General features: G+C 66.1%; 20 protein-coding genes. 3 read left to right on the top strand and 17 right to left on the bottom strand.

The features are described from left to right. Window positions 1-152: 152 nt before the first annotated feature. From VFW45_03060 to pilM, 6 genes are read right to left on the bottom strand one after another with little or no spacing between them, the layout of a single operon-like run. Window positions 153-788, bottom strand: a complete 636-nt coding sequence (locus tag VFW45_03060) for a thrombospondin type 3 repeat-containing protein (GenBank protein HEU5179743.1) — start codon at window positions 786-788, stop codon at window positions 153-155. Between the two features lie 20 nt (window positions 789-808). Next, the gene (gene pilQ, locus VFW45_03055) at window positions 809-3316 is read right to left on the bottom strand and encodes a type IV pilus secretin PilQ (protein ID HEU5179742.1); all 2508 of its coding nucleotides are present in this window, start codon (window positions 3314-3316) and stop codon (window positions 809-811) included. Then, window positions 3313-3873: a hypothetical protein gene (locus tag VFW45_03050; GenBank protein ID HEU5179741.1), complete on the bottom strand. Its 561-nt coding sequence runs from the start codon at window positions 3871-3873 to the stop codon at window positions 3313-3315. The genes pilQ and VFW45_03050 overlap by 4 nt, the downstream gene beginning before the upstream one ends. Beyond that, window positions 3870-4457 carry a type 4a pilus biogenesis protein PilO gene (pilO, locus tag VFW45_03045; GenBank protein HEU5179740.1) on the bottom strand — a complete coding sequence of 196 codons (588 nt, stop codon included), beginning with the start codon at window positions 4455-4457 and terminating at the stop codon, window positions 3870-3872. The genes VFW45_03050 and pilO overlap by 4 nt, the downstream gene beginning before the upstream one ends. Before the next feature lie 17 nt (window positions 4458-4474). Further along, entirely contained in the window at window positions 4475-5071 is a 597-nt protein-coding gene (locus VFW45_03040; GenBank protein ID HEU5179739.1) for a PilN domain-containing protein, read from the bottom strand. Next, the gene (gene pilM / locus VFW45_03035) at window positions 5068-6132 is read right to left on the bottom strand and encodes a type IV pilus assembly protein PilM (protein ID HEU5179738.1); all 1065 of its coding nucleotides are present in this window, start codon (window positions 6130-6132) and stop codon (window positions 5068-5070) included. The genes VFW45_03040 and pilM overlap by 4 nt, the downstream gene beginning before the upstream one ends. A gap of 341 nt (window positions 6133-6473) precedes the next feature. Between pilM and rpmB the strand changes: the two genes are divergently transcribed. Further along, the gene (gene rpmB, locus VFW45_03030; GenBank protein HEU5179737.1) at window positions 6474-6668 is read left to right on the top strand and encodes a 50S ribosomal protein L28; all 195 of its coding nucleotides are present in this window, start codon (window positions 6474-6476) and stop codon (window positions 6666-6668) included. Window positions 6669-6837: 169 nt separating this feature from the next. Here rpmB and VFW45_03025 read toward each other — a convergent pair whose 3' ends face one another. The 5 genes from VFW45_03025 to yajC form a co-directional block, all read right to left on the bottom strand. Then, window positions 6838-7224 (bottom strand): RidA family protein, encoded by a 387-nt coding sequence (locus VFW45_03025; GenBank protein ID HEU5179736.1) that lies wholly within the window; start codon window positions 7222-7224, stop codon window positions 6838-6840. Window positions 7225-7249: 25 nt separating this feature from the next. Further along, window positions 7250-9397 (bottom strand): bifunctional (p)ppGpp synthetase/guanosine-3',5'-bis(diphosphate) 3'-pyrophosphohydrolase, encoded by a 2148-nt coding sequence (locus VFW45_03020; protein HEU5179735.1) that lies wholly within the window; start codon window positions 9395-9397, stop codon window positions 7250-7252. Between the two features lie 110 nt (window positions 9398-9507). Beyond that, complete coding sequence (gene secF, locus VFW45_03015; GenBank protein HEU5179734.1) at window positions 9508-10695, bottom strand: protein translocase subunit SecF; 1188 nt, start codon at window positions 10693-10695, stop codon at window positions 9508-9510. Window positions 10696-10714: 19 nt separating this feature from the next. Continuing rightward, on the bottom strand, window positions 10715-12304 hold the full coding sequence (gene secD, locus VFW45_03010) for a protein translocase subunit SecD (protein ID HEU5179733.1): 1590 nt from the start codon (window positions 12302-12304) through the stop codon (window positions 10715-10717). 4 nt (window positions 12305-12308) lie between these two features. Continuing rightward, window positions 12309-12632, bottom strand: coding sequence for a preprotein translocase subunit YajC (yajC, locus tag VFW45_03005; GenBank protein ID HEU5179732.1), 324 nt, complete (start codon window positions 12630-12632; stop codon window positions 12309-12311). Window positions 12633-12907: 275 nt separating this feature from the next. Between yajC and pgeF the strand changes: the two genes are divergently transcribed. Further along, a complete protein-coding gene (gene pgeF / locus VFW45_03000; GenBank protein ID HEU5179731.1) occupies window positions 12908-13600 on the top strand; it encodes a peptidoglycan editing factor PgeF in 693 nt (230 codons plus the stop codon). A gap of 39 nt (window positions 13601-13639) precedes the next feature. Beyond that, window positions 13640-14224 carry an SIS domain-containing protein gene (locus VFW45_02995; GenBank protein HEU5179730.1) on the top strand — a complete coding sequence of 195 codons (585 nt, stop codon included), beginning with the start codon at window positions 13640-13642 and terminating at the stop codon, window positions 14222-14224. A 57-nt stretch (window positions 14225-14281) separates the two neighbouring features. Here the strand turns inward: VFW45_02995 and VFW45_02990 are convergent, their stop codons facing one another. From VFW45_02990 to VFW45_02965, 6 genes are read right to left on the bottom strand one after another with little or no spacing between them, the layout of a single operon-like run. Then, window positions 14282-15664 carry a tetratricopeptide repeat protein gene (locus VFW45_02990; protein HEU5179729.1) on the bottom strand — a complete coding sequence of 461 codons (1383 nt, stop codon included), beginning with the start codon at window positions 15662-15664 and terminating at the stop codon, window positions 14282-14284. A gap of 55 nt (window positions 15665-15719) precedes the next feature. Next, entirely contained in the window at window positions 15720-16217 is a 498-nt protein-coding gene (locus tag VFW45_02985) for a hypothetical protein (protein ID HEU5179728.1), read from the bottom strand. Beyond that, window positions 16214-16789: an FMN-binding protein gene (locus VFW45_02980; GenBank protein ID HEU5179727.1), complete on the bottom strand. Its 576-nt coding sequence runs from the start codon at window positions 16787-16789 to the stop codon at window positions 16214-16216. Before VFW45_02980 ends, VFW45_02985 begins: the two co-directional genes overlap by 4 nt. Further along, window positions 16764-18194, bottom strand: a complete 1431-nt coding sequence (locus tag VFW45_02975; protein ID HEU5179726.1) for a hypothetical protein — start codon at window positions 18192-18194, stop codon at window positions 16764-16766. Before VFW45_02975 ends, VFW45_02980 begins: the two co-directional genes overlap by 26 nt. Beyond that, window positions 18178-19233 (bottom strand): FAD:protein FMN transferase, encoded by a 1056-nt coding sequence (locus VFW45_02970; protein HEU5179725.1) that lies wholly within the window; start codon window positions 19231-19233, stop codon window positions 18178-18180. The genes VFW45_02975 and VFW45_02970 overlap by 17 nt, the downstream gene beginning before the upstream one ends. Beyond that, window positions 19230-19685 carry a transcriptional repressor gene (locus VFW45_02965; protein HEU5179724.1) on the bottom strand — a complete coding sequence of 152 codons (456 nt, stop codon included), beginning with the start codon at window positions 19683-19685 and terminating at the stop codon, window positions 19230-19232. Before VFW45_02965 ends, VFW45_02970 begins: the two co-directional genes overlap by 4 nt. Window positions 19686-19762: the final 77 nt, after the last annotated feature.

Genomic DNA, 19762 nt, shown 5'->3' with positions numbered 1-19762 from the left:
TCTCATGGGTTTGTCTGAGGCGGGGTCATTCTAGGAAAGCCTCCCATGGGTGTCAAACTGCGGAATCTCAGGCATTTGGAGGCCGCGAAAGCAAAGGGGCCCCCGCGAATAAAGCGCGGGAGCCCCGGATGCGGAGCCACTTCGTTTCCGACCTACGGGCTGCAGGCGGGATAGCCCGGGGTCGTCGGATCGCAGCAGTCGCCCACGCCGTTGCCGCCGACCGGGAACGTATCCAGCTGACTCGGGTTGAAGACGAGCTGGCAATTGTCGGAAGCGTCCGGCACGCCGTCGCCGTCGGTATCGGGTGTCGTGGTGAAGGTGATGGGGACGTTCGCGCTGAAGGAGACGTCGTGACCGCTGAAGTCCTCGCCTTCAACCTCGATGTGCGCGTTGATCGTATTACCGGCCAGCCCTCCGAACTTCGAGGCGCCCGGCACGACCACGAGGTTGAGGGTCGCGGTGCCGCCGGCGGGAACGAACCCGGAGCCGATGACGCCGCTGATCGGCGCGAGAAGCGCCGAGTAGCCGACCGTGTAGCTGCTCAGCGTGACGTCATTGAAGAAGGTGGTGGCGCCGGGGTTGCGCGGCTGGGCCGCGAGCGTCATGGTGGTCGAGTCGCTCACCGCCGCGTTCGTGGGATCGGAGGACACCGGCGTCGCGCTCATGACCTGGATGACCGAATCGGAGTGATCCGGGTTGTCGGCCACGTTGTTGCAGGCGATGACTGCGCCCAGGGCCACCGCGGCCAGGACCAGGGCCCGTATTGCGTCTCGTTTCACGGCGAACATGGTGTGGGTTCCTCCTGGGCCTAGACTTTCTTCAGAATCCTAGGCGTGATGAAGATGAGCAGCTCGGCGTTCTCCCGGTTGATGGTCTTGCTCTTGAAGAGCCAGCCCAGCCCGGGGATCTTGCGCAGCCCGGGAACGCCGGTCTCGGTCACGGCGTCGTTGACCTTGAAGATTCCGCCGATGACGGCCGTCCCGCCGTCGCCCACCATGATCTGGGTCTGGGCGCGCTGGGTATTGATGGGCGGAACGTCGCCGACCCGGTTGACGAAGTTCGGCGAGTTGTTCTCCACCTTGACCAGCATGCTCACGGTCCCTTCCTTGGTGATCTGCGGGGTCACTTCCAGCCGCAGAGAGGCCGAGACGAACTCCACGTTGATCTCCGTGGCGGTGGTGTTGACGATCGGAATCTGGGTGCCCTGCTCGATGACCGCCGTCTGGTTGTTCTGGGTCACGACCTTCGGCGCCGACAGGATCTTCACGTCGCCGCTCAGCTCGAAGGCATCCAGCTGCATGTTGAGGTTGAACGAGTTCAGCACGTTGCCGAAGTTGATGCCCAGCGTGTTGGCCGAGGCCGGCGGCGGGACGTTCACATCGTAGCTGATATCCGCGGTGTGCGGGAACTGCAGCCCGGTCTGGGTCCCCAGCGAGGGGTCGAAGCGCGCGTTCATTCCCCAGGTGACGCCCAGGTCGCGCTCGAACTGCCGGTCGGTCTCCACGATGCGCGCCTCGATCGACACCTGCGGGGTCTGCTCGTCGAGGGAGTCGATGAGACGGCTGATCGGGTCGCGCTTGGCCGCGATGTCCGAGATGATCAGGGTGTTGGTCCGATCGTCGGTCGACACGTCGCCGCGCTTCGACATGATGCGCTTGACGATGGGGGCGACGTCCTTGGCGCGCGCGTAGCTCAGAGCGCGCGTGAAGGTCGTGGGCTGTTCCTCGAGCTCCTTGGCCTCCTGCAGCGTCTTGCGGGCCGCCGCTTCCTGCGACAGCTTCGTGGTGCTGGCGATGCGGATGACGTTGTTCTCGAAGATCTTGTCGAGACCGTTGTTCTTCAGGATGATGTCCAGCGCCTGGTCCTCGGGAACGTTCTCCAGGACGATGGTGACGTTCCCGGAGACGCTGGGATCCAGCACGATGTTGTAGCCGCTGATCTCGTGGAAAATGCGGAACACATCCTTCAGATCGGCGTCCTTGAAGTTCAGGGAGATCTTCTTCCCCGTGTACCTCTGGTTGCCGTCGGAGATGGTGCGGGCCGCGAAGCGGGACTGCGGGCTGGTGATGTTGGTCACCTTGGAGACGCGCTCGTGGGGCACCGCCTTCATCGGAACCAGGTCGGTGGATGGCGCCTCGGTGGAATCGGGGGCCTCTCCCGCGGCAATTCTCTCGGGGGGTGTCGTCGAAGCGGCGATCGGCGTCAATCCCGGGGTCTCGGCTTCCGGCGTCTGGGCCGCCAGGTTGACGCCCAGGCTGCTCGCCTCGGAATCCGTGGGCGGCTCGCTGGGGGTCGCGACCGCCGTCGCCTGCTTGGGCTCGGACTTTCCGGCGGGTAAGGCCGGCTCGGTCGGCTTGGCCTCGGGGGCCGCCGCGATCAGGGTCGCCGGGGCGGAGCCGTTCTTGCGCGCCGTCACCGCGTCGCTGAAGTCGACCAACAGCCCATCGGCGCCCGGAACGATCTCGTAGGCGCGCTCACCCTTCAGGTCGAAGACCACTCGCGCAATCTTCTGGGGCGCCGTGGCGAACTGCGCCACCCGGACCCTCCCCAGGAAATCGGACTTGGGGGCCAGCGAGCGCTGCGCCGGCGGCACGCGGCTCATCACGTCTTCGAGATCGACCACCAGCCGGCTCGGATTGCTGAGCTCGAAGGCCTTGTAGGTCACCTTGCCGTCGGTCTTCAGCTGCACCGTGCGCTTCGCATCCGGACCCTTGGCCACCACCGCCAGCAGCGCTTTCGCCGCAGGAGCGGCTTCCAGGGCCGCACTCTGCGCGGCCGACAGCTTGTCGGCGGACGCGCCCGCCTCGGGCAGTGCCGGCGCCGCGTCGCCGGAGGCCGAGGTCACCTCGGCGCCCGTCCCCTCCTTGAAGGAGGCGCGCAGCGGGTCGGGCTGGAACACCAGCACCAGATCGTTCCCCTGGGTCCGCAGCTGGTGCACGGTGGGCCGCTTGAAATGGAAGGTGACCTGCGAGATCTTGCCGCCTTCCTGGCCTTCTCCCTTGATGGTCGTCTCGAGGCTCTCGACCTCGGGGCTGTCGATCGAGGTCAATCCGGCAATCGGGGTCGCATCCACGTCGAGGAGTTCCAGCACCATGGAGGACGCGTCCGGCTCGTAGGACGTGTAGCTGAACGGGAAATTGCCCTTCAGGGTGACGCGGGTCTCCCCGTCGTGCGACGCCTGCTCCACCGATCCGATGGTCACCGACGCCGGCGTCGGTGCGGCTTGATTAGCGGGCTCGCTGGCCGGCGGAGTGCCCGCGCAACCCGCCATCGCCGCCAGCAGCGCCAGCAGCGCGGCAATCCTCCAGGAACTCATAACTTTTCCTCCTCCGCGGAATAGAGCCTCTTCGTGATGTCTCGGTAGGGCTTGATGGACCGGGGGTCGTTGATCTCCTGGCGGAACACCACCTGGCCGGTGGCCCGGTTGATCTGGATGATCCGCCCGTCGTAGAGCTGATCGCCGACCCTCAGGAAATAGCCTTTGTTGTCGCTGCCGTTGAAGAAGGCGAGATTGTCCTTGCCCTTCTGTACGATGCCCACCAGGTCCACCTCGGAGATGAGCATGCCGGCGATCCCCTTGGGCCGCGGGCCGCGATCGGCCTTCGTCTGCTCCACCAGGGAGCGGAACGGGTCGCGCCGGCCGGCCGGGTCGTAGGTGAATCCCCGTCCCGCCAGGACGCTCTCGCTCTCCTCGATGATCTTCTCGATGGTCTTGGTGCTCTGCTCATCCTTCTTCTGGTCGGCCTCGGCGGTGGCGGTGCCCTCGGAGGAGGCCTTCGCCGCGTTCGCATCCGCGGCATGCGCCCCGGCAGAGGCAAGAGCCAGCGCCGCGCCGACAGCCAGCGCCTGGAGGAGTCGGTGTCGGCGGTTCATGGCTGGCCCCCCTGCGATTTCGCGGCTTTGTCGTCGTACACGAAGGTCGTGGCGGTGAAGGTGGAGTGGATGGTCCCCTTCCCGGAGGAATTGGTGCCGATCTGCACGTTGTCGACGTTGATGATGCGCGAGTACTTGCTGATCCGATCGAAGAACACGCCCAGGTCGTGGTAGTCCCCCGTCACCTCCATGTTGATCGGGAACTCCCGGTAGAACTCGACCGGCTTCAGGGCGCCCGGATCGAAGCGCTGCAGGTCCAGGTTGGACTGATCCGTGAGGTTCTTGACCCACTTCAGCAGCTCGCCCGTCTCGGGCTCCGTGGGCAGGATCTGGAGCAGGTCGTCCAGCTTCCTCTGGAGGTTGGCGATCTCCTTCTCGAACTCGGGCAGCTTCGCCTCGATGGCGGCGCCGCGGCGGATGTCGGCCTGCAGATCTTCCAGCCGCTTGGCATCCGCGAGATTCTGCTGCTTCATCTGGCTGAAGTTGGGATAGGCCCAGTACCCCACGCAGATGAGCCCCGCGCAGAGGGCCCCGACCATCGTCACCTGGCCCCAGAACGGAAGGTTTTTGAAGTCCATTGCCATGGTTTACCCCAGAGGCTCTAGAGGCCCGCGCTGGCCTGATCCCCCTCGGCGGGCACCGCCGAGGGCAGGAACTTGCAGGTCAGGGAAAAGGTGATCCCCTGGGGCGTCTGCGCGATGGGCCCCAGGACCACCTGGTCGAAGAACTTGGACCCGGTGAGGTTGTTATAGAAGTTCGAGACCGCGTTGTAGGTGGTGGCCTTCCCGGCAATCGTCACGTTGTTGGCCGTGCCGCTCATGGAGTCCAGCCAGAGGAAATCGGGGAGCTTGCGGCTGATCTCGTCGAGGAGATGGACCGGACCGCTCTGGTTCTTCTTGAGCTGCGTGATCAGCGTGATCTTCTTGTTGAGCAGGTCGCGCTGGGCCTTGTACATGTCGCCCTTCTTGATGATCTCGTCCAGCCGAGCCTTCTCCTTCTCCGCCTTCACGATGCGGTCGGCCAGATCGACGTGCTCCGCGCGCAGGCTGTACCACTTCCAGCTGACGAACACGAAGCTGAGGGCCACGAGCGCGATCATGAGGAGGTTCTGCGGGACGTTGCCGGGCATCTGCAGGCCCGGCTTGAGGGTCCTGGTCTTGGTCGGCTTCGCTTCGGCGAGAAGGTTGATATGGATCATCGGTCGCCCACCTTTCTGCTGGCGAGTCCCACGGCCACGGCCGCGCAGGAGGAGAGCTCCTCCACCGTGTCGGAGGGAAGATCGCGCGCCACGGTGACGCGGCGGAAGGGATCCATCCGCTCCACGGGAATTCCGAAGCGCTCGCCCAGAGATTCGATCAGGCCGGGCACGCGCGAAGCGCCGCCGGAGACATAGATGTGGTCGATGCTCTCTCCGGGGGTGGTGTTCTTGAAGAAGTCGAGGGTCTTCTGGATCTCCGCGCCCATGTAGTCGTTCACGGAGCTCAGGATCGGGGCGACCGCCTCGGAGCTCGCCCCCTCCACGTCCTCCCCGCGCTTGACCCGCTCGCTCTGCTCGAAGCTCAGGTTGAGCTCCTTGCGGATGGCGTCGTTGTACTGGTTGCCCCCGATCGAGATGTCGCGCCAGAAGATCGAGGAGCTGCCCTTCAGGACCGAGACGTTGGTCACCGTGGCCCCGAGGTTCGCCAATGCGCAGGTCTGGCCGGAGTCGACCTCATAATTCATCTCGAAGGCGTTCTGCAGGGCGAAGACGTCGACGTCGACCAGCGAGGCGCTCCGCCCCGCCTGTCCGACGACCGCCGTGTAGTCGTTGATCTTGTCCTTCTTGGCCGCCACCAGCAGGACATCCATGTTGCCGTCGCCCGCCAGGTTCGCCCCTTTCAGAATCTGGTAGGCGATGTTCACGTCCTCGACGTCGAAGGGGATGTACTGCTCGGCCTCCCACTGGATGCTCTCGGCCAGCTCCTCCTCGCTCATGACCGGCAGCGAGATCCGCTTGATGATCACCGAGTGCCCCGACAGGGCGATGGCGCATTCCTGGTTCTTGATGTTGCGCGCCGCGAAGCAGCGCTGCACCGCCTCCACGACCAGCCCGGAGTCCATGATGGCGCCGTCCACGATGGCCTCGGGGGAGAGGGGCTCCAGGGAGGCGTGGATCAGCTGGTAGCCTTTGCCCTTCCCCAGGTCCTTGAGCTCGACGACCTTGACGCTGCTGGAGCCGATGTCCAGGCCCACCAGGTTCTTGCTCCTTGAGAAGAACACCCCATCTCTCCTTCTTACAAAGGGTTGTGGCTCCGTCCCCGCAGCGGGCCGCAGTTTTCCGCCGCTCCACGGGAAGTCAATATAGGTCAACGCAATGCGTTTGCAAGGTTAGCTGTCACGAAATTAATCGCTGCCTTTTCAGATTTGAATATGTATCTAAGCTGTTACATCTGATGGACTTGGGATGGGCTCCGCCGGCGCGCGCAGGCCACGATTGGACCGGCCCGAGATAGCCGCCGATGCCTTTTTGACGGCGGGAGCGTAGCGGGCGGGAGCTTGATCCGGCGGCGCCGGTCGTGCTAGAGTTCCCGCCCTTATTGAATTGGCGAAGGAGAGGTTCGATGGCCCGGGTTTGTGAAATCTGCGGCAAGGGGCCGCGTTACGGCAACCAGATCAGTCATGCCCACAACGTCTCCCAGCGTGTGTGGCAGCCCAATCTGCAGCGGGTGCGCGTGGCCTGGAACGGGGCGCGCAAGAGACTGAGAATTTGCACGCGCTGCCTGCGCTCCGGGGCCGTGGCCAAAGCCGTTTCCTAGGTGTCGCGTACCAGAAATCGCGTTACATTCGACCGTCGATCCATCCCGCCTCGCTGCGTTGCGTCTCGCTTACGTACCGCCTGGGTACGCGGCGCTTCGACGCGCCTTGCGATCCGGGCGGCTCGACGGCCTCGGTGCTAACTCGATTTCTGGTGCGCAACACGAGTCGTCATTCCACCATCGCGATGGCGTCGATCTCCACCCGCACCCCTTTGGGCAGGGCCGAGACCTCGACCGTGGACCGGGCGGGCGGGTCGGACGGGAAATAGCCCCGGTAGATCTCGTTCATTCGCGGGAACTCCTTCAGATCGGCCATGAAGACCGTGGTGCGAACCACTCGATCCATTCCGGAGCCGGCCGCCTTCAGGATGGCCCCCAGGTTGTCCAGGATCCTCCTCACCTGATCCTCCACGCCTCCCGGAACCACCTCGCCGGTGGAGGGATCCAGCGGAATCTGCCCCGACACGAAAACCAGGTCCCCTGCCACGATGGCCTGCGAGTAGGGCCCGATGGCGGCGGGCGCGGCATCCGTCCGAATCACTCGCTTGGAGGTCATTTCGCCTCGCTCCTTTCCGTCGGATTTAGCCGACCTGGCGCTCAACGTGGTGCACTCCCCGGATCCCCTTGAGGCGCTGCACGATGCGCTCCAGGTGTCCGAGATCCGAGATGTCCAGGGTCAGGATGATCTGACCCTTCTGCCCTTCGAAGGTCCGGGCGCTTACATCGGTGATGTTGGATTCCTCCTCCGCGATCGCCGAAGTGACGCGTGCCAGCACCCCCTGTCGATCCTCGGAGACAATATTGAGCCGCACCTGGAACTTCGCCTCCTTGTCTCCCGCCCAGCTCACCTCGATGCGGCGCTCCGGATCGTAGAGAAGGCGCTCCACGTTGGGGCATTTCTGCGAATGGACCGACACTCCCTTGCCGCGGGTGATGTAACCGACGATCGGCTCCCCGCGGATGGGGCCGCAGCACTTGGCCAGATAGACCATGACGTCGTCGAGCCCGCGCACCTTCACCGAGGCCGGGCCGAAGCCCAGGACCTTCTTCACGGCCGTGGTGATCTTCGACTCGGAAGGCTCGCGCAGCTCGGTCTCGGGAACCAGGCGGCTGACCAGCTGGCGCACCGAGACCTTGCCGTAACCGACCGCCGCGAAGTAGTCGTCCAGGGTGGGGAACCCCATCTCTCCAAGGGCCGCCGTCAGCTTGCCGTCCCCGTGCAGGATCTTCTGGGAGATGCGGAAGCGCTTCAGCTCGCGGTCCACCAGCGACTTGCCCAGCTGGATGCTGCTGCTGCGCCGATCGGTATTGAGCCATTGCCGGATCTTGCTGCGGGCGCGCGAGGTGACCACGAAGGAGAGCCAGTCCTGGCTGGGGCGGTGGCTCGGGCTGGTCAGGATCTCGATGATGTCGCCGTTGCTCAAGGCGGTCTTCAGCGGCACCAGCTTGCCGTTCACCCGCGCGCCGTAGCAATGGTGCCCGACCTCGGTGTGGATCGAGTAGGCGAAATCGACCGCCGTGGCGCCTCGCGGGAAGCTCTTGACTTGCCCCTGCGGGGTGAAGGCATACACCTCCTCGGGGTAGAGATCGACCTTCACCAGCTTGAGGAACTCGCGCGGGTCGCGCATCTCCTGCTGCCATTCCATGATCTGCCGGAGCCACTGGATGTTCGGGTCCTCCCCCGCCTTCACCTTCTTGCCTTCCTTGTACTTCCAGTGCGCCGCGATGCCCTCCTCGGCGATGCGGTGCATCTCCGGAGTGCGGATCTGCACTTCGAACGGCTGTCCCTTGTCGCTCATCACGGAGGTATGCAGCGACTGATACATGTTCGGCTTCGGCATGGCGATGAAGTCCTTGATGCGGCCCGGGACGGGGCGCCAGATCGAATGGATCGTCCCCAGCGCCGCGTAGCAGTCCTTCACGGTGGGCGTCAGGATGCGGAACGCCAGGTAGTCGTACACCTCGCCGACGTCGATCCCCTGGACGCGGAGCTTCTTGTAGATGCTGTACAGGTGCTTGACGCGCCCGGTGATCTCGCAGCGGATTCCCTGCTCGGCCAGCTTGGCCTCCAGGGTGCCCCGGATCTCCCCGATGAAATCGTCGCTGATCTTGCGCCGCTCCTCGAGGGCCCCCACCAGCGAAGCGTAGCCCGCCGGATCGAGATAGGGCAGGGCCAGGTCCTCCAGCTCGCTTTTGATCTTCCCCATCCCCAGGCGGTTGGCGATGGGGGCGTAGATCTCCATCGTCTCCCGGGCGATCCGGTCCTGCTGCCGCGGCGCCAGGTGCTCGAGGGTGCGCATGTTGTGCAGGCGATCCGCCAGCTTCACCAGGATCACCCGGATGTCGTCCACCATCGCCAGCATCATCTTGCGGAAATTCTCGGCCTGCGCCTCCTCGCGCGAGGTGAAGGCGATGCGGCTGATCTTGCTGAGACCTTCCACCAGGTGGGCGATATCCTTTCCGAAGTACTCCTCCAGCACCTCGCGGGTGGTCAGGGTGTCCTCGATGACGTCGTGCAGGAGTCCGGCGACCACGCAGGTGAGATCGAGGCGCAGCTGCGCCAGGATGTGCGCCACCTCGAGCACGTGCGTCAGGTAGGGCTCTCCCGAGGAGCGCACCTGCCCCCGATGCTCCATCGCCGAGAAGACGTAGGCCCGGCGGAGGAACTCGAGGTCCGCGTCAGGGAGGTAGGAGACGACTTCTTCCTGGATGTCTTCGAAGCGGATCAAGGCGGCCCATCCCGTCGCGGGGAGCCGGGCCCCGTGCCGCGGGCCCCGGGACGATTCGCTGTGTGCTCAACAGAATAGCGTAGCGAACCGGCCCCCGCAAACCTGCCGCGTCAGACTTTCCGGCGCTTCCTTTCATTCCACCAGCGCTGGTGCATGACGAGGATCGGGCTGGCGACGAAGATGGAGGAATAGGCCCCGGAGATGAAACCCACCAGCAAGGTGAAGGAAAGAGCGTCCAGGCGGTCGCCGCCGTAGAGGTAGAGCGCCGCGGTGCAGATGAGCACCGTGAGCTGGGTGAGGATGGTCCGGCTGAAAGTCTGGTTGATCGAGGCATTGACCACCAGCTCGTATTCCTTGGTGCGGTGCAGGCGAAGGTTCTCCCGGATTCGATCGAAGACGACCACCGTGTCGTTGATGGAGTACCCGACGATGGTCAGCAAGGCGGCCACCACCGGCAGGCTGAACTCCTTCTGCGTCAGGGCGAGTCCCCCCAGCGCGATGACCACGTCGTGGACCAGTGCAATCACCCCGGCGATCCCCCAGATGAACCGGAAGCGAATCCAGATGTAGATGAGAATGCCGATGTTGGACAGCACCACCGCCCAGGTGGCCTTGCGCACCAGATCCCGCCCGGCGCTCGGCCCGACGTACTCCATGCTGCGCACGGCGACGTCGCCGACGAAGGTGCCTTCCGAAAGCGCCGTCTGGATCTCGGGCGACAGCGAGGCGATGCCGCGCAGATCCTCCAGCGATCGGAACATCCCTCCGCGGGCATTGCGCGCTTCGATGGTCGCCTCGGCGGCCCGCTCCGCCTCGTCCGATTTCCCGGCCCCAAGGCGCGTGTCGAGCCAATCGCGCAGCGAGCCGACGCTCGCCTGGTTCACGTCGATTTTCCCGGAGGAGATCTCGGAGCGGTCCCTTTCCGAGGAGAGCGCCTTCAGAACCTGCTGGGAGACGTCGCCCGAGCCGACCAGGCCGCCTTCCTGCTTCGCCGCCTCGCCCTCCTTCTGGGCGACCCGGATCATCAGCTCGTTTTCCTCCGGCTTGCCGATGGCCTGCAGGTTCACGTCCCCCAGCTTGAGCCCCTCCAGCTCCTTGCGGATCGTCTCGGTCGGAGGCTCCTTCATGAAGCGCACCCGCACCTCCGTCCCGCCCCGGAAGTCGACCCCCCAGTTCAGGCCGCGCGTCACCAGGGCCGCCAGGCTGGCGGCCATCGCCACCACCGAGATCGAGATGAAGAGGAATTTCTTCCCCATGATGTTGAAATTCGCGTTGGTCAGGAGCTGGAGCTGCTTCACGTGTTTCTCCGATGAAGGCCTAGATGCTCAGGGTCTCCGGCCGACGCAGGGTCAGCAAGGAATCGAAGATGGCGCGCGAGAAGAAGATCGCCGCGAACAGGTTGGCGATGATGCCGATGCACAGCGTCACGGCGAAGCCGCGCACCGGCCCGGTGCCGTAGCCGAACAGGAACAGGGTGGCGATCAGCGTGGTGACGTTGGAATCCACGATCGTGGTGAAGGCCTTGGTGAAGCCCCCGGCCACCGCCGCCTTCACCGTCTTCCCCAGGCGGAGCTCCTCCCGGATGCGCTCGAAGATGAGGACGTTGGCGTCGACGCCCATGCCGATGGTCAGGGCGACGCCGGCGATTCCGGGCAGCGTCAGGGTGGCCTTGAAGTATCCCATCAGCGCCAGCAGGAGCAGGATGTGCAGGCTCAGCCCGAGGTTCGCATTGATGCCCGCGAGGCGGTAGTAGACCAGCATGAACACGATGACCAGGGCCGCCCCGAGCACCGACGCCACGATACCCTGACGGATGGAGTCGGAGCCCAGCGACGGGCCGACCGTCCGCTCTTCCAGGAGCTCCATGCCGGCCGGCAGCGCGCCGGAGCGCAGCTTGATCGCCAGATCCTCCGCCGAGTCGATGGTGAAGTTCCCTTCGATGATTCCGGTGTCCCGAATGGTGGCATTGATGCGCGGCGCCGAGATGACCTTCTTGTCGAGGAGAATGGCGAGGAGCTGGCCTTCGTTGGCGCGGGTCAGATCCTCGAAGCGCTGGCCGGCGTCGGCCGTGAGCCGGAACTGCACGACGGCGTCGCCGAGCCGTCCGATGTCGCGCCGTGAGTCGCGCAGGTCGTTGCCGGTGATGGGCGAAGCCTTCTTGCACGGCCAATAGACCGTTTCTCCCCCCGTCGGCTGCTTCTCCGCCGGGTAGAGCTCGGTGTCGGCGGGAAGCGTCCCGCCGAACATCGACAGGATCTGCGCCTGCGTCGTCGGACAGCGGGATTGCAGCTCCTCCGGACGGAGGCCGGGCGGGATGCTCACCAGCTTCCATTCCAAATACGCCGGCGAGCCGATCAGGTCCTTGACGCGCTCGGTATTCTGGATCCCCGGCAGCTGGACCAGGATCCTCTCATCGCCTCCCCCGGCGAAGCCGACCTGCTGGATGACCTGCTCCGACACCCCGAACTTGTCGATGCGGCTGCGGATGGTCTCCAGCGCCTGGCGCAACGACGATTCGCGGATTTCGCGCACGCGCGCCGGCTTCATCGCCAGATCGAACTCCCCGCCGCCGTGCGAGGAGGCGGTGTAGGCGGAGAATTGCGTGGACGCAAGGTCCTGGAAAGCCGATACCTTCGCCGAATCGACCCCCTTCAGGTGCATGCGTCCCGGGGCGGTGACCTCCATGGTCTCGGGAGTCACGCCGCGCTTGGTCAGCTCGGCGCGCAGCACTTCGAGGTCCAGGTCGGTGGAGGCCTTCACCGCGTCGTCGGTCTTCACCCGCATGACGAGATGGACGCCTCCCTTGAGGTCCAGCCCGAGCTTGATTTTTTCTTGAATGGGATAACAGAGGATTAGAGCTGCGAGGGTTACGGCGGCAATGATGGCCCAGCGCCATTTCAGCGGCATACGATCACTCCCTCTTTCCGACGACGGAAACGACGGCGCTCTTGGAGAAATCCACCTTGACGTTCTCGGCGATACGGATCTGGACGATGTCGTCCTGCAGCGCCACGACCGTCCCGTGCATGCCGGCGGTGGTGACGACGCGATCCCCCGGCTTCAGGGCGTCGAGCATCGTCTGCATCGCCTTCTGCTTGGCGCGGGCGGGGCGAATCAGCAGGAAGTAGAAGATCACGAAGATCAGGGCCAGGGGAAGGAACTGCAGCAGCAGGTTGGAGCCTGCCTGTCCCTGGGACGGCGGCGTGACGAACAACGCGACGAGAGAGAGGGTCACTGCGCGTTATCCCGCGATTAGAAACGCCTGAACAAAACAGAACCGTTCCCGCCGGTATCCCGAGGAGAACGGTGGCCGGTGCCCGAATTGAAGCGATAGGTTGCCCGAAGCGCCCAGGTTTGTCAAGGCAACCGGGGCGATCTCGCATTGACCTCGAAGCGCGTCTCGCCTAGACTCGCGGCGGCTGCTGCGCTCGTGCCTCGCGGAGCCGTCGCCTGGGAGATACGAGAAGGTTGACATCCTCCGCGTCCACCCCCCCTTCAGGACCGCTCTGGATGGAAGTGCCGGGATTTCCCGGACCCTCCGGCTGGCGCGCCGGCTTCACGACGCGGCGGGCCGGCGGCGAGATGCGCGGCGTGCTGGAGCTCTTGGGCTGGAGCGACCACCCGGTCTTCCGGCTCGAGCAGCGGCATGAAACGGAGATTGTCCCGGTCCTACCCGGTGAGACCGCCGAGCGGCGCCGGATAGGGGACGGGCTCACCAGCGAGCGCCGCGGCGTCGTGCTGGCGGTCGCTTCGGCCGACTGCGTCCCCATCGTCCTTTTCGATCCTCTCTGTCCCGCCGCGACGGTGCTGCACGCCGGCTGGCGCGGCACGCGCTCGCACATCGCGCACTCCGGCGTCGACACCATGCGCCGCCTCTACGGCAGCTCTGCCGCCAGCCTGCGCGCCATGATCGGGCCGGCGATCGGCAGCTGCTGCTACCGCGTGGGGCGCGAGGTGATCGAGCAGTTCCGGGAGGCGGGGCATCGGGTGGATCGGCTGCTGCGTCCGGACGGTGAAGGAGGATTCCTCAATCTTTCGGAAGCGAACCGGAGCGACCTGGCGGAGGCGGGCGTGAATCCCGAGAACATCCGCTCCGCCGAGTTGTGCACCCGCTGCCTGGCGGGATTGTTTCCTTCCTATCGGCGCGACGGCGAGAGGACCGGGCGCATCCTCACTTTCGTGGCCTCCTCGCCGGAGGCCTGAGCGGATCGGGCGCCGGGCGCGCCGGCGCGGGAGGTCTCGGTGGCGCGATTCGATGCACAAGCTGCGGAGCTGGACGCGACCCTGCGAACGTTCCTGGCGCGCTACGAGACGGCGCTTCTGGGGGCGGCAGCGGAGGCCGCGGATTCTCTGGCGCGTGGCGGCAAGGTCCTCTTCTTCGGCAACGGCGGGAGCGCCGCCGAGGCGCAGCACTTCGCGGCGGAGCTGATCAACCGGATGATGCGGGACCGGCCGGCGTTGGCGGGGATTGCCCTGAGCACCGACGGCTCGTCGCTCACCAGCATCGCGAATGATTCGTCGTACGATCGGGTCTTCGCCCGCCAGATCGAGGCGCTGGGTCGCGCCGGCGACGTGGCGTTGGCGCTCTCCACCTCCGGCAACTCCCCCAGCATCCTGAGAGGCCTCGAGGCGGCACGCCGCCTGGACCTGGCGACCGTCGCCTTCCTGGGAAGGGACGGCGGCAAGGCCGCTTCCCTGGCGGATTGCGCGCTGATCGTCGAGTCGAGCGTGACGGCCCGGATCCAGGAGGTGCACCTCTTCGCCGGCCATCTCTACTGCGAGGCGATCGAGGAACGGCTCTACCCGCGCGGCGGTATCGCTCCCTGAAACGAAAAGCCCCGGGGCGAGCGCCCCGGGGCTTGCCTTCCCGCAAAACTCCGCTTTCTACTGGCTCAACTGCTTCGCCATCACCTTGATCTCGCCGGCATCGGCCGCCTTAGGTGCCAGCTCGAGATACTTGGTGAATTGGGCGACGGCCCCCTTGAAATCACCTTGCTTGACCAGGGCGTAGCCGAGCTCCCGGTGGGCGATGGCGTAGGAGGGATCCAGCTCGATCGCCTTCTGGAACGCCTTGACCGCCTCGTCGTTCTTGTCCCCGTTCTTGGCGATGGCGCCCACGTTGTACCAGGTCACCGCCGCGCGGCCCGGATCGGCGTCGGCGAGCGCCTTGTATTCCGCCTGGGCGGAAGCCTTGTCTCCCTTCTTCTCGTAGATGTTGGCAAGGCTGGCATGCAGCTCGGGCCGCTGCGGGGCGATCTCGACCGCCTTCTTGTAGTACTCCAGCGCCTTATCGGTGTTTCCGGCTTTGTCGTAGAGAGACGCGGCGTTGGAGTATGCCGAATCCTGCTCCGGCGAGATCGGGATCTCCGCCTCGAACTCCTTGAGCGCGTCTGCGTCCTGGCCCATTTGCGAGTAGGCGATGCCCAGATAAAAGTGGGCGCCGGGCTGGTCGGGCTTCAGCTGCAGGCTTTTCTGCAGCGGTGCCACCGCGGCGTCGTACTGCTTGGCATTGATGTAAGCCTTGCCGAGAGTGAACTGGATCGGGGCGTTCTCGGGGCTTTTCTCCAAGAATTCCTTGAGAATCGGAATGGCCTCTTCGTTCTTGCCCGCCTTGATCAGATCCACCGCCTCGGTCACCGTGTGGCTGCTCGTGGGGGGAGCCGCGGCGGGCGCAGGAGCCGCAGCTCCCGCGGCTGCCGGCGCGCCGGCGGCCGCAGCTTCTGGGGCCGTCCCGGTCGCTGCCGCCGGTGCCGCCGAGCCACCATGCTTTCCGGTGACCGCCTGGCGGACGGCGTTGTTGAACTCCGCCTCCTTGACCATGACGAAGTTGACCTCGTTCACGCCGCTGTCCCCCACCAGGACGGGGTGAAGGGAGGGGATTTCCTGCTTGGCGTTGAGGATGGTGTCGGTGTTGGAGCCGCGATCGTTGCGCTGCGAGTCGATCAGCTTCCAGTTCATCCTCAAGACGAGATATCCCTCCAGCTTGGGGATGACGCGCCACTCCGGCTCGATGCCGACGTCGAGGTAGGGGTAGATGTACTTCCCCTTCTTGCTGGTCTTCACCGGTCCGACCCGCTTGCCCGCGATCTTGGCGTTCTCGAACCAGATCTCCACTTTCTCCAGCGGCTTACCCGACGCATCGGTCACCGTCCCGCTCACCTTGGTGGTGTCACCCGCCTGCGCCGCCTTCCATGCTCCGGGCGCCAGCACCGCCAGGCTGAGCGCCACGGCGATCGCGCGAAACAACATCCTGCCTTTGTCCTTCATTTGTCCTACTCCCTCCAGGTCGACTGCCTGCGACCCGCCCTGATTATACGGGATTCTACCGTCTCTTCAATCGCCGCCGGCCCCCCGGGATTGCCGCCCCTTCCCGGGCTCCGCGCGCCGGAGAAGCCGCACCCGGCGACGAGAATCGCAGATGGGCGGCCAGCAGTAGGAGGTACAGGAAGCCCAGTCCGAGGTGCAGCCAGCCGGTGGCGTCGCGCCACGCCTGGGAGCCCAGAGCTTGCAGTACGTAGCCCGAAGCCACCATCGGAATCAGCAACGCGGCGGCGACAATTCCCGTCTTCCTGCCGCGACGGGCACGCGGGTCGCGGAATCGTCCGATGATGTGATCGCGCGTTATCAGACCGAGGCCGAAGACCAGCACCGGCGCGGCCAGGATGTGCAGCGCCGCGACCTGCGGCTGCCAGGGGTGCGACACCACCGAAAAGGGATCCTGGCTGCGGGCGAAGTGCCGCATCCAGCCGTACACCAGCCCGCTCACCCCGGTGGCCAGGCTCGCGGCCAGCAGGAGAATTTTCTCGGAACGGCCGATCACCGCTTCGACCCGGCGAAGCGGTGCAGGGCGAGGACCCGCCGGCAGGCGGCGGTAATCGCCTCCGCCGTCAGCGAGGCGCCGGTGAGCCCCCGGATGCCGCGCCGCAGCGCCAGATCCCCATCCAGATCCTTGCCCGAGAACTGCGCGCGCCAGGGCTCCTTGGCGAAGTAATCTTCGGGCTCGGCGAAGGAGAGGATGTCGATTCGCTGGATGCGGCCGTCGGGACGCAGCAGCACCATGATCGTCTCCGGCAGGGTCCTCACGATGTGCGTGTCGAACCAGGCGTACCCTGCGATCTCGGAACCGCGCTTCCCCACGTAATAGGAGAAGACGCTGCCGCCGAGAGGCGATCCTGCCTCCTTGGCGATCTTGAGGGTGTCGGCCTCGCTGAGATAGAGGGTCCGTCGCTCGACCTGCGCGGGAGGAGGGAAGGCGGAGCGCAGCGCCTCCTCCTGCGTCAGGTAGACCTTGGCCTCCGCCCGGGGGGGCGCGGCCAGGAGAACGGCGGCGGCAAGCACCGCAGTCCCCAGCAGCTTCGCAGGCCCGCTAGAAGATCCAGCCCAATCCGACATGGAACCCATCCACTCCCGTCCCGGCTGAATCATCGACATCCTGCACGTCCGCTTTGAGCGCCACCTGCGGAATCGGCTTCCAGGTTATGCCGGCTGTCCAGATCCGCTGATCCAGCGAAGGATCCTCCAGGAATCCGGCCGGGACGCCGTCCTGAGTGTCGAGCGCCTCGTGCCGCAGAAACAGCGAAAGCGACTGCCGCGCGCCGTCCTTGACGGACAGCAGGTCGTAAGCCCCTTCCAGATACCACCCCTTCTGCTTCTCCCCGACCGACTCCGTCGAGCCGGGAGCGATCGTCAGGGCCTGATCGATCTCCTCGACATCGTCGATCGACCCCCGCGCCCAGACTCCGCGGGCCTGGAAGCCGCGCTTTTCGTACAGGGCATGCAGATCGTAAACCGTGGTCCGCGCCCGCGCATCGAGCTGTCCCTGCGCCGCCGCGCCGGAGAAGGCGGAGACTCCGGCCACGAGCCCCGGGACTCGTGTCAGGTCCAGACGCGCCGTCAGGGCGAAATCGTTCGCCAGCGATTGCGACCCGCCCTGCCTTCCTTCGCGTATCCCCTCGTCGGCCGAGAATCCCAGCGCGTCGAGGCCGGCGACCAAATAGGCCCGGTAGGCGAGATAGTCGGTTTCCCCGTAGACGCCCGCGCCGTTCTCCCGCCAGGTGGACGGCAGGATTACCGTCTCGACGCGGGGGCGCAGGACTCCGTGGAAAGTCGTCGGCTCGTGCATCTCGTTGAGGATCCCCATCGGGAGGAGCAGCAGCCCGGCCCGGGCATTCAGGGCTTTCTTCCAGAGGAAGTCGACGTAGGCGAACTCGACCGACACCTCACCCTTTTCCTCATCCCCCTCCCCCGTGGTGGCATGCTCGAACTCGATCTCGGAGTTGAAGAGGATCCGATCGTTCCATTTGTACCCGAAATAGAGGACCGCGCGCAGGAGGTCCAGCGTATCGTCGGCTCCGGAAGGATCGCCCGAGTCCATCCGGCCGGCCGCGTCGGTGTAGGTCAGCTCGCCGTAGCCTCCCACCGACACTCCTTCACGCACCTTGTAGATCTTGGAAGCGGCCGGCCCCAGTCCGTGAACCGGCTCCTGCGCGATGGGCGCCGCGGCCTCGCCGATCTTGAGGTGCTCGATCTCCCGGCTCAGCGCGTCGATCTGCTCCTCCAGACGTGCGATTCGGTCGGCCTGCTCGCCGCCCGCCGCGCCTCGCAGCGCCGCCAGCTGCGCCTCGAGCTCGCGAATTCTTCGTTCCAGCTCCTTCAGGCGCGCCTCGCTGTCGGCAGCGGCCTCCGCCGCGACGCTCTTCGGAGCGGGGCCCGGCGCGGCCGCGGCGGCGAGCGGGACCGCCTCCAGAAGACCTCCCATCAAAACGATGCCTGCGGCAAATTTAGCGAGCTTCGACACGCAGCCTCCCATCGGCGGGGTCCTCGGGACCCACAATGACGAACAGGGTGCTCTCCGGGTCTCCCGGCAGGTTCGCCACCACCGGAGCGACTCCTCGGGAAGGTGACCGAGGCTGGACGAAAACAGCGATGAGATCGTGCCGCGCGCGGGCGTATTCGAGGCCGCGTTGCGTACCCATGACGAAAAGAGCGGTGGAGAGGGCATCGGCCGACGTGGCCCGCGCGGCCACGGCGGTGGCGCTGCCGCTGCCCGCGATGGGAAGCCCCGACTCCGGATCCAGGACTTCCCCCGGGCGCTCGGCGTTGCCGCTGGTGGCGGCCGAGGCGTTCTTCAGGACCAGGGTGACGATTGATTGATCGCGGCGCTGGGGATCGGAAACTCCGATGCGCCAGCCCTTCTCGCCCGGAGGAGCCCCCAGCGCCAGCAGCTGCCCACCGGCGTCGAGCAAGGCGGCGCTGATGCCCCGCCCGCGCAGCAGCGCCGCCGCCTGGTCGAGCGCGATCCCCTTGCCGATGCCGCCGAAATCGAGGCCCGAGCCCGTGGGGATTGAGACCCAGCGTCGCGTCGCATCGACCTCCACCGCGCTCCAGCGCGGTCGGGCCTTCGTGGAAGGGACCGAGACGGCCGCAGGCTGTCCGCGAAAGACTCTGGTCAGCGGCTCGACCGTCGGATCGAAGGCGCCGCCGGTCGCGCCGGCCCAGTGCAGCGCCACGCTCACCGCCTGCAGCAGATCCTCCGACACTTCCGCGTTACCCATCCCGGCCCTCGCGTTGAGGCGGGAGACCTCGCTCTTCCGGTCCCAGTTGCTCAGGATCCTCTCCCAGCGCCCCACCTCGTCGAGCGCCGCCTCCAGGGCCGCGGCGGTGGCAGCAGCGTCGCGTCCCGCGGGCGCTTCGAAGCGGAACACCGTTCCCATCAGGTAGCGGGCCCGCACCATCCTGGCCGAGGGCTCGGCGGCGTGGTCCTTCGCCGCCGCGGGCCAGGCGGCCGCGAGAAGCACCAGCGCGCAGAGTCCCGGCGGCATCCCCGGGCGCCTCATCGCTTCCGCCCGCGATCCGGGGGAAGCTTCCCGCAGCGCACGCACACGCCCAGGAGCTGGACTCCCCGGCGCTCGGCCGTGAATCCCTTCCGCCGGCAGAGGCGGCCCAGGAGCTTCTCCAGCGCCGGGCTGCACAGCTCGGCGGAGTGTCCGCAGCGGACGCAGCAGAAATGGATCGGACTGCGATTGTCGCTGCGCCGCTCGTAGACCGCATGCTTCTGGCCCAGGGCGAGCCGGACGAGCAGGTCGCAGCGCACCAGCTGGTCGAGCGTGCGGTAGACGGTGGCGCGCGACACGGAGACGCCCCGGCCGCGAAAGCGCTCCATCAGGTCGTCCGCCGAGAACCGTCCGAGCGATCGCGCGGCGATTTCGCGCAGGATCGCGCGGCGTCCCGCCGTGCTCCGGAGCCCGCCTCCTTCGAGAAACCGGTTGACCACGCTCTGCCGGGGCATCCCTGCCTCCATCGGAGATTGCGACTCAGTCTCAATAATGGGCGGGACTCTAGCGCATCCCGCGGGACGGGTCAAAC

The sequence above is a fragment of the Candidatus Polarisedimenticolia bacterium genome (assembly GCA_035764505.1).
In the GTDB taxonomy this organism is placed as follows: Bacteria; Acidobacteriota; Polarisedimenticolia; order Gp22-AA2; family AA152; genus AA152.
Note: the sequence above shows the minus strand (reverse complement) of the source record. Positions and strands in the feature narration are given on the sequence as shown.

Bases quoted from the DNA above. Each gene is read 5' to 3' on its own strand.
- VFW45_03040 (HEU5179739.1), bottom strand. From the start codon at position 5,071: ATGATCCATATCAACCTTCTCGCCGAAGCGAAGCCGACCAAGACCAGG.
- pilQ (HEU5179742.1), bottom strand. From the start codon at position 3,316: ATGAGTTCCTGGAGGATTGCCGCGCTGCTGGCGCTGCTGGCGGCGATG.
- pgeF (HEU5179731.1), top strand. From the start codon at position 12,908: ATGGAAGTGCCGGGATTTCCCGGACCCTCCGGCTGGCGCGCCGGCTTC.
- VFW45_03060 (HEU5179743.1), bottom strand. From the start codon at position 788: ATGTTCGCCGTGAAACGAGACGCAATACGGGCCCTGGTCCTGGCCGCG.
- pilO (HEU5179740.1), bottom strand. From the start codon at position 4,457: ATGGCAATGGACTTCAAAAACCTTCCGTTCTGGGGCCAGGTGACGATG.
- VFW45_03050 (HEU5179741.1), bottom strand. From the start codon at position 3,873: ATGAACCGCCGACACCGACTCCTCCAGGCGCTGGCTGTCGGCGCGGCG.
- VFW45_02970 (HEU5179725.1), bottom strand. From the start codon at position 19,233: ATGAGGCGCCCGGGGATGCCGCCGGGACTCTGCGCGCTGGTGCTTCTC.
- secD (HEU5179733.1), bottom strand. From the start codon at position 12,304: ATGCCGCTGAAATGGCGCTGGGCCATCATTGCCGCCGTAACCCTCGCA.
- VFW45_02980 (HEU5179727.1), bottom strand. From the start codon at position 16,789: ATGTCGGATTGGGCTGGATCTTCTAGCGGGCCTGCGAAGCTGCTGGGG.
- rpmB (HEU5179737.1), top strand. From the start codon at position 6,474: ATGGCCCGGGTTTGTGAAATCTGCGGCAAGGGGCCGCGTTACGGCAAC.
- VFW45_03025 (HEU5179736.1), bottom strand. From the start codon at position 7,224: ATGACCTCCAAGCGAGTGATTCGGACGGATGCCGCGCCCGCCGCCATC.
- VFW45_02990 (HEU5179729.1), bottom strand. From the start codon at position 15,664: ATGAAGGACAAAGGCAGGATGTTGTTTCGCGCGATCGCCGTGGCGCTC.
- VFW45_02965 (HEU5179724.1), bottom strand. From the start codon at position 19,685: ATGCCCCGGCAGAGCGTGGTCAACCGGTTTCTCGAAGGAGGCGGGCTC.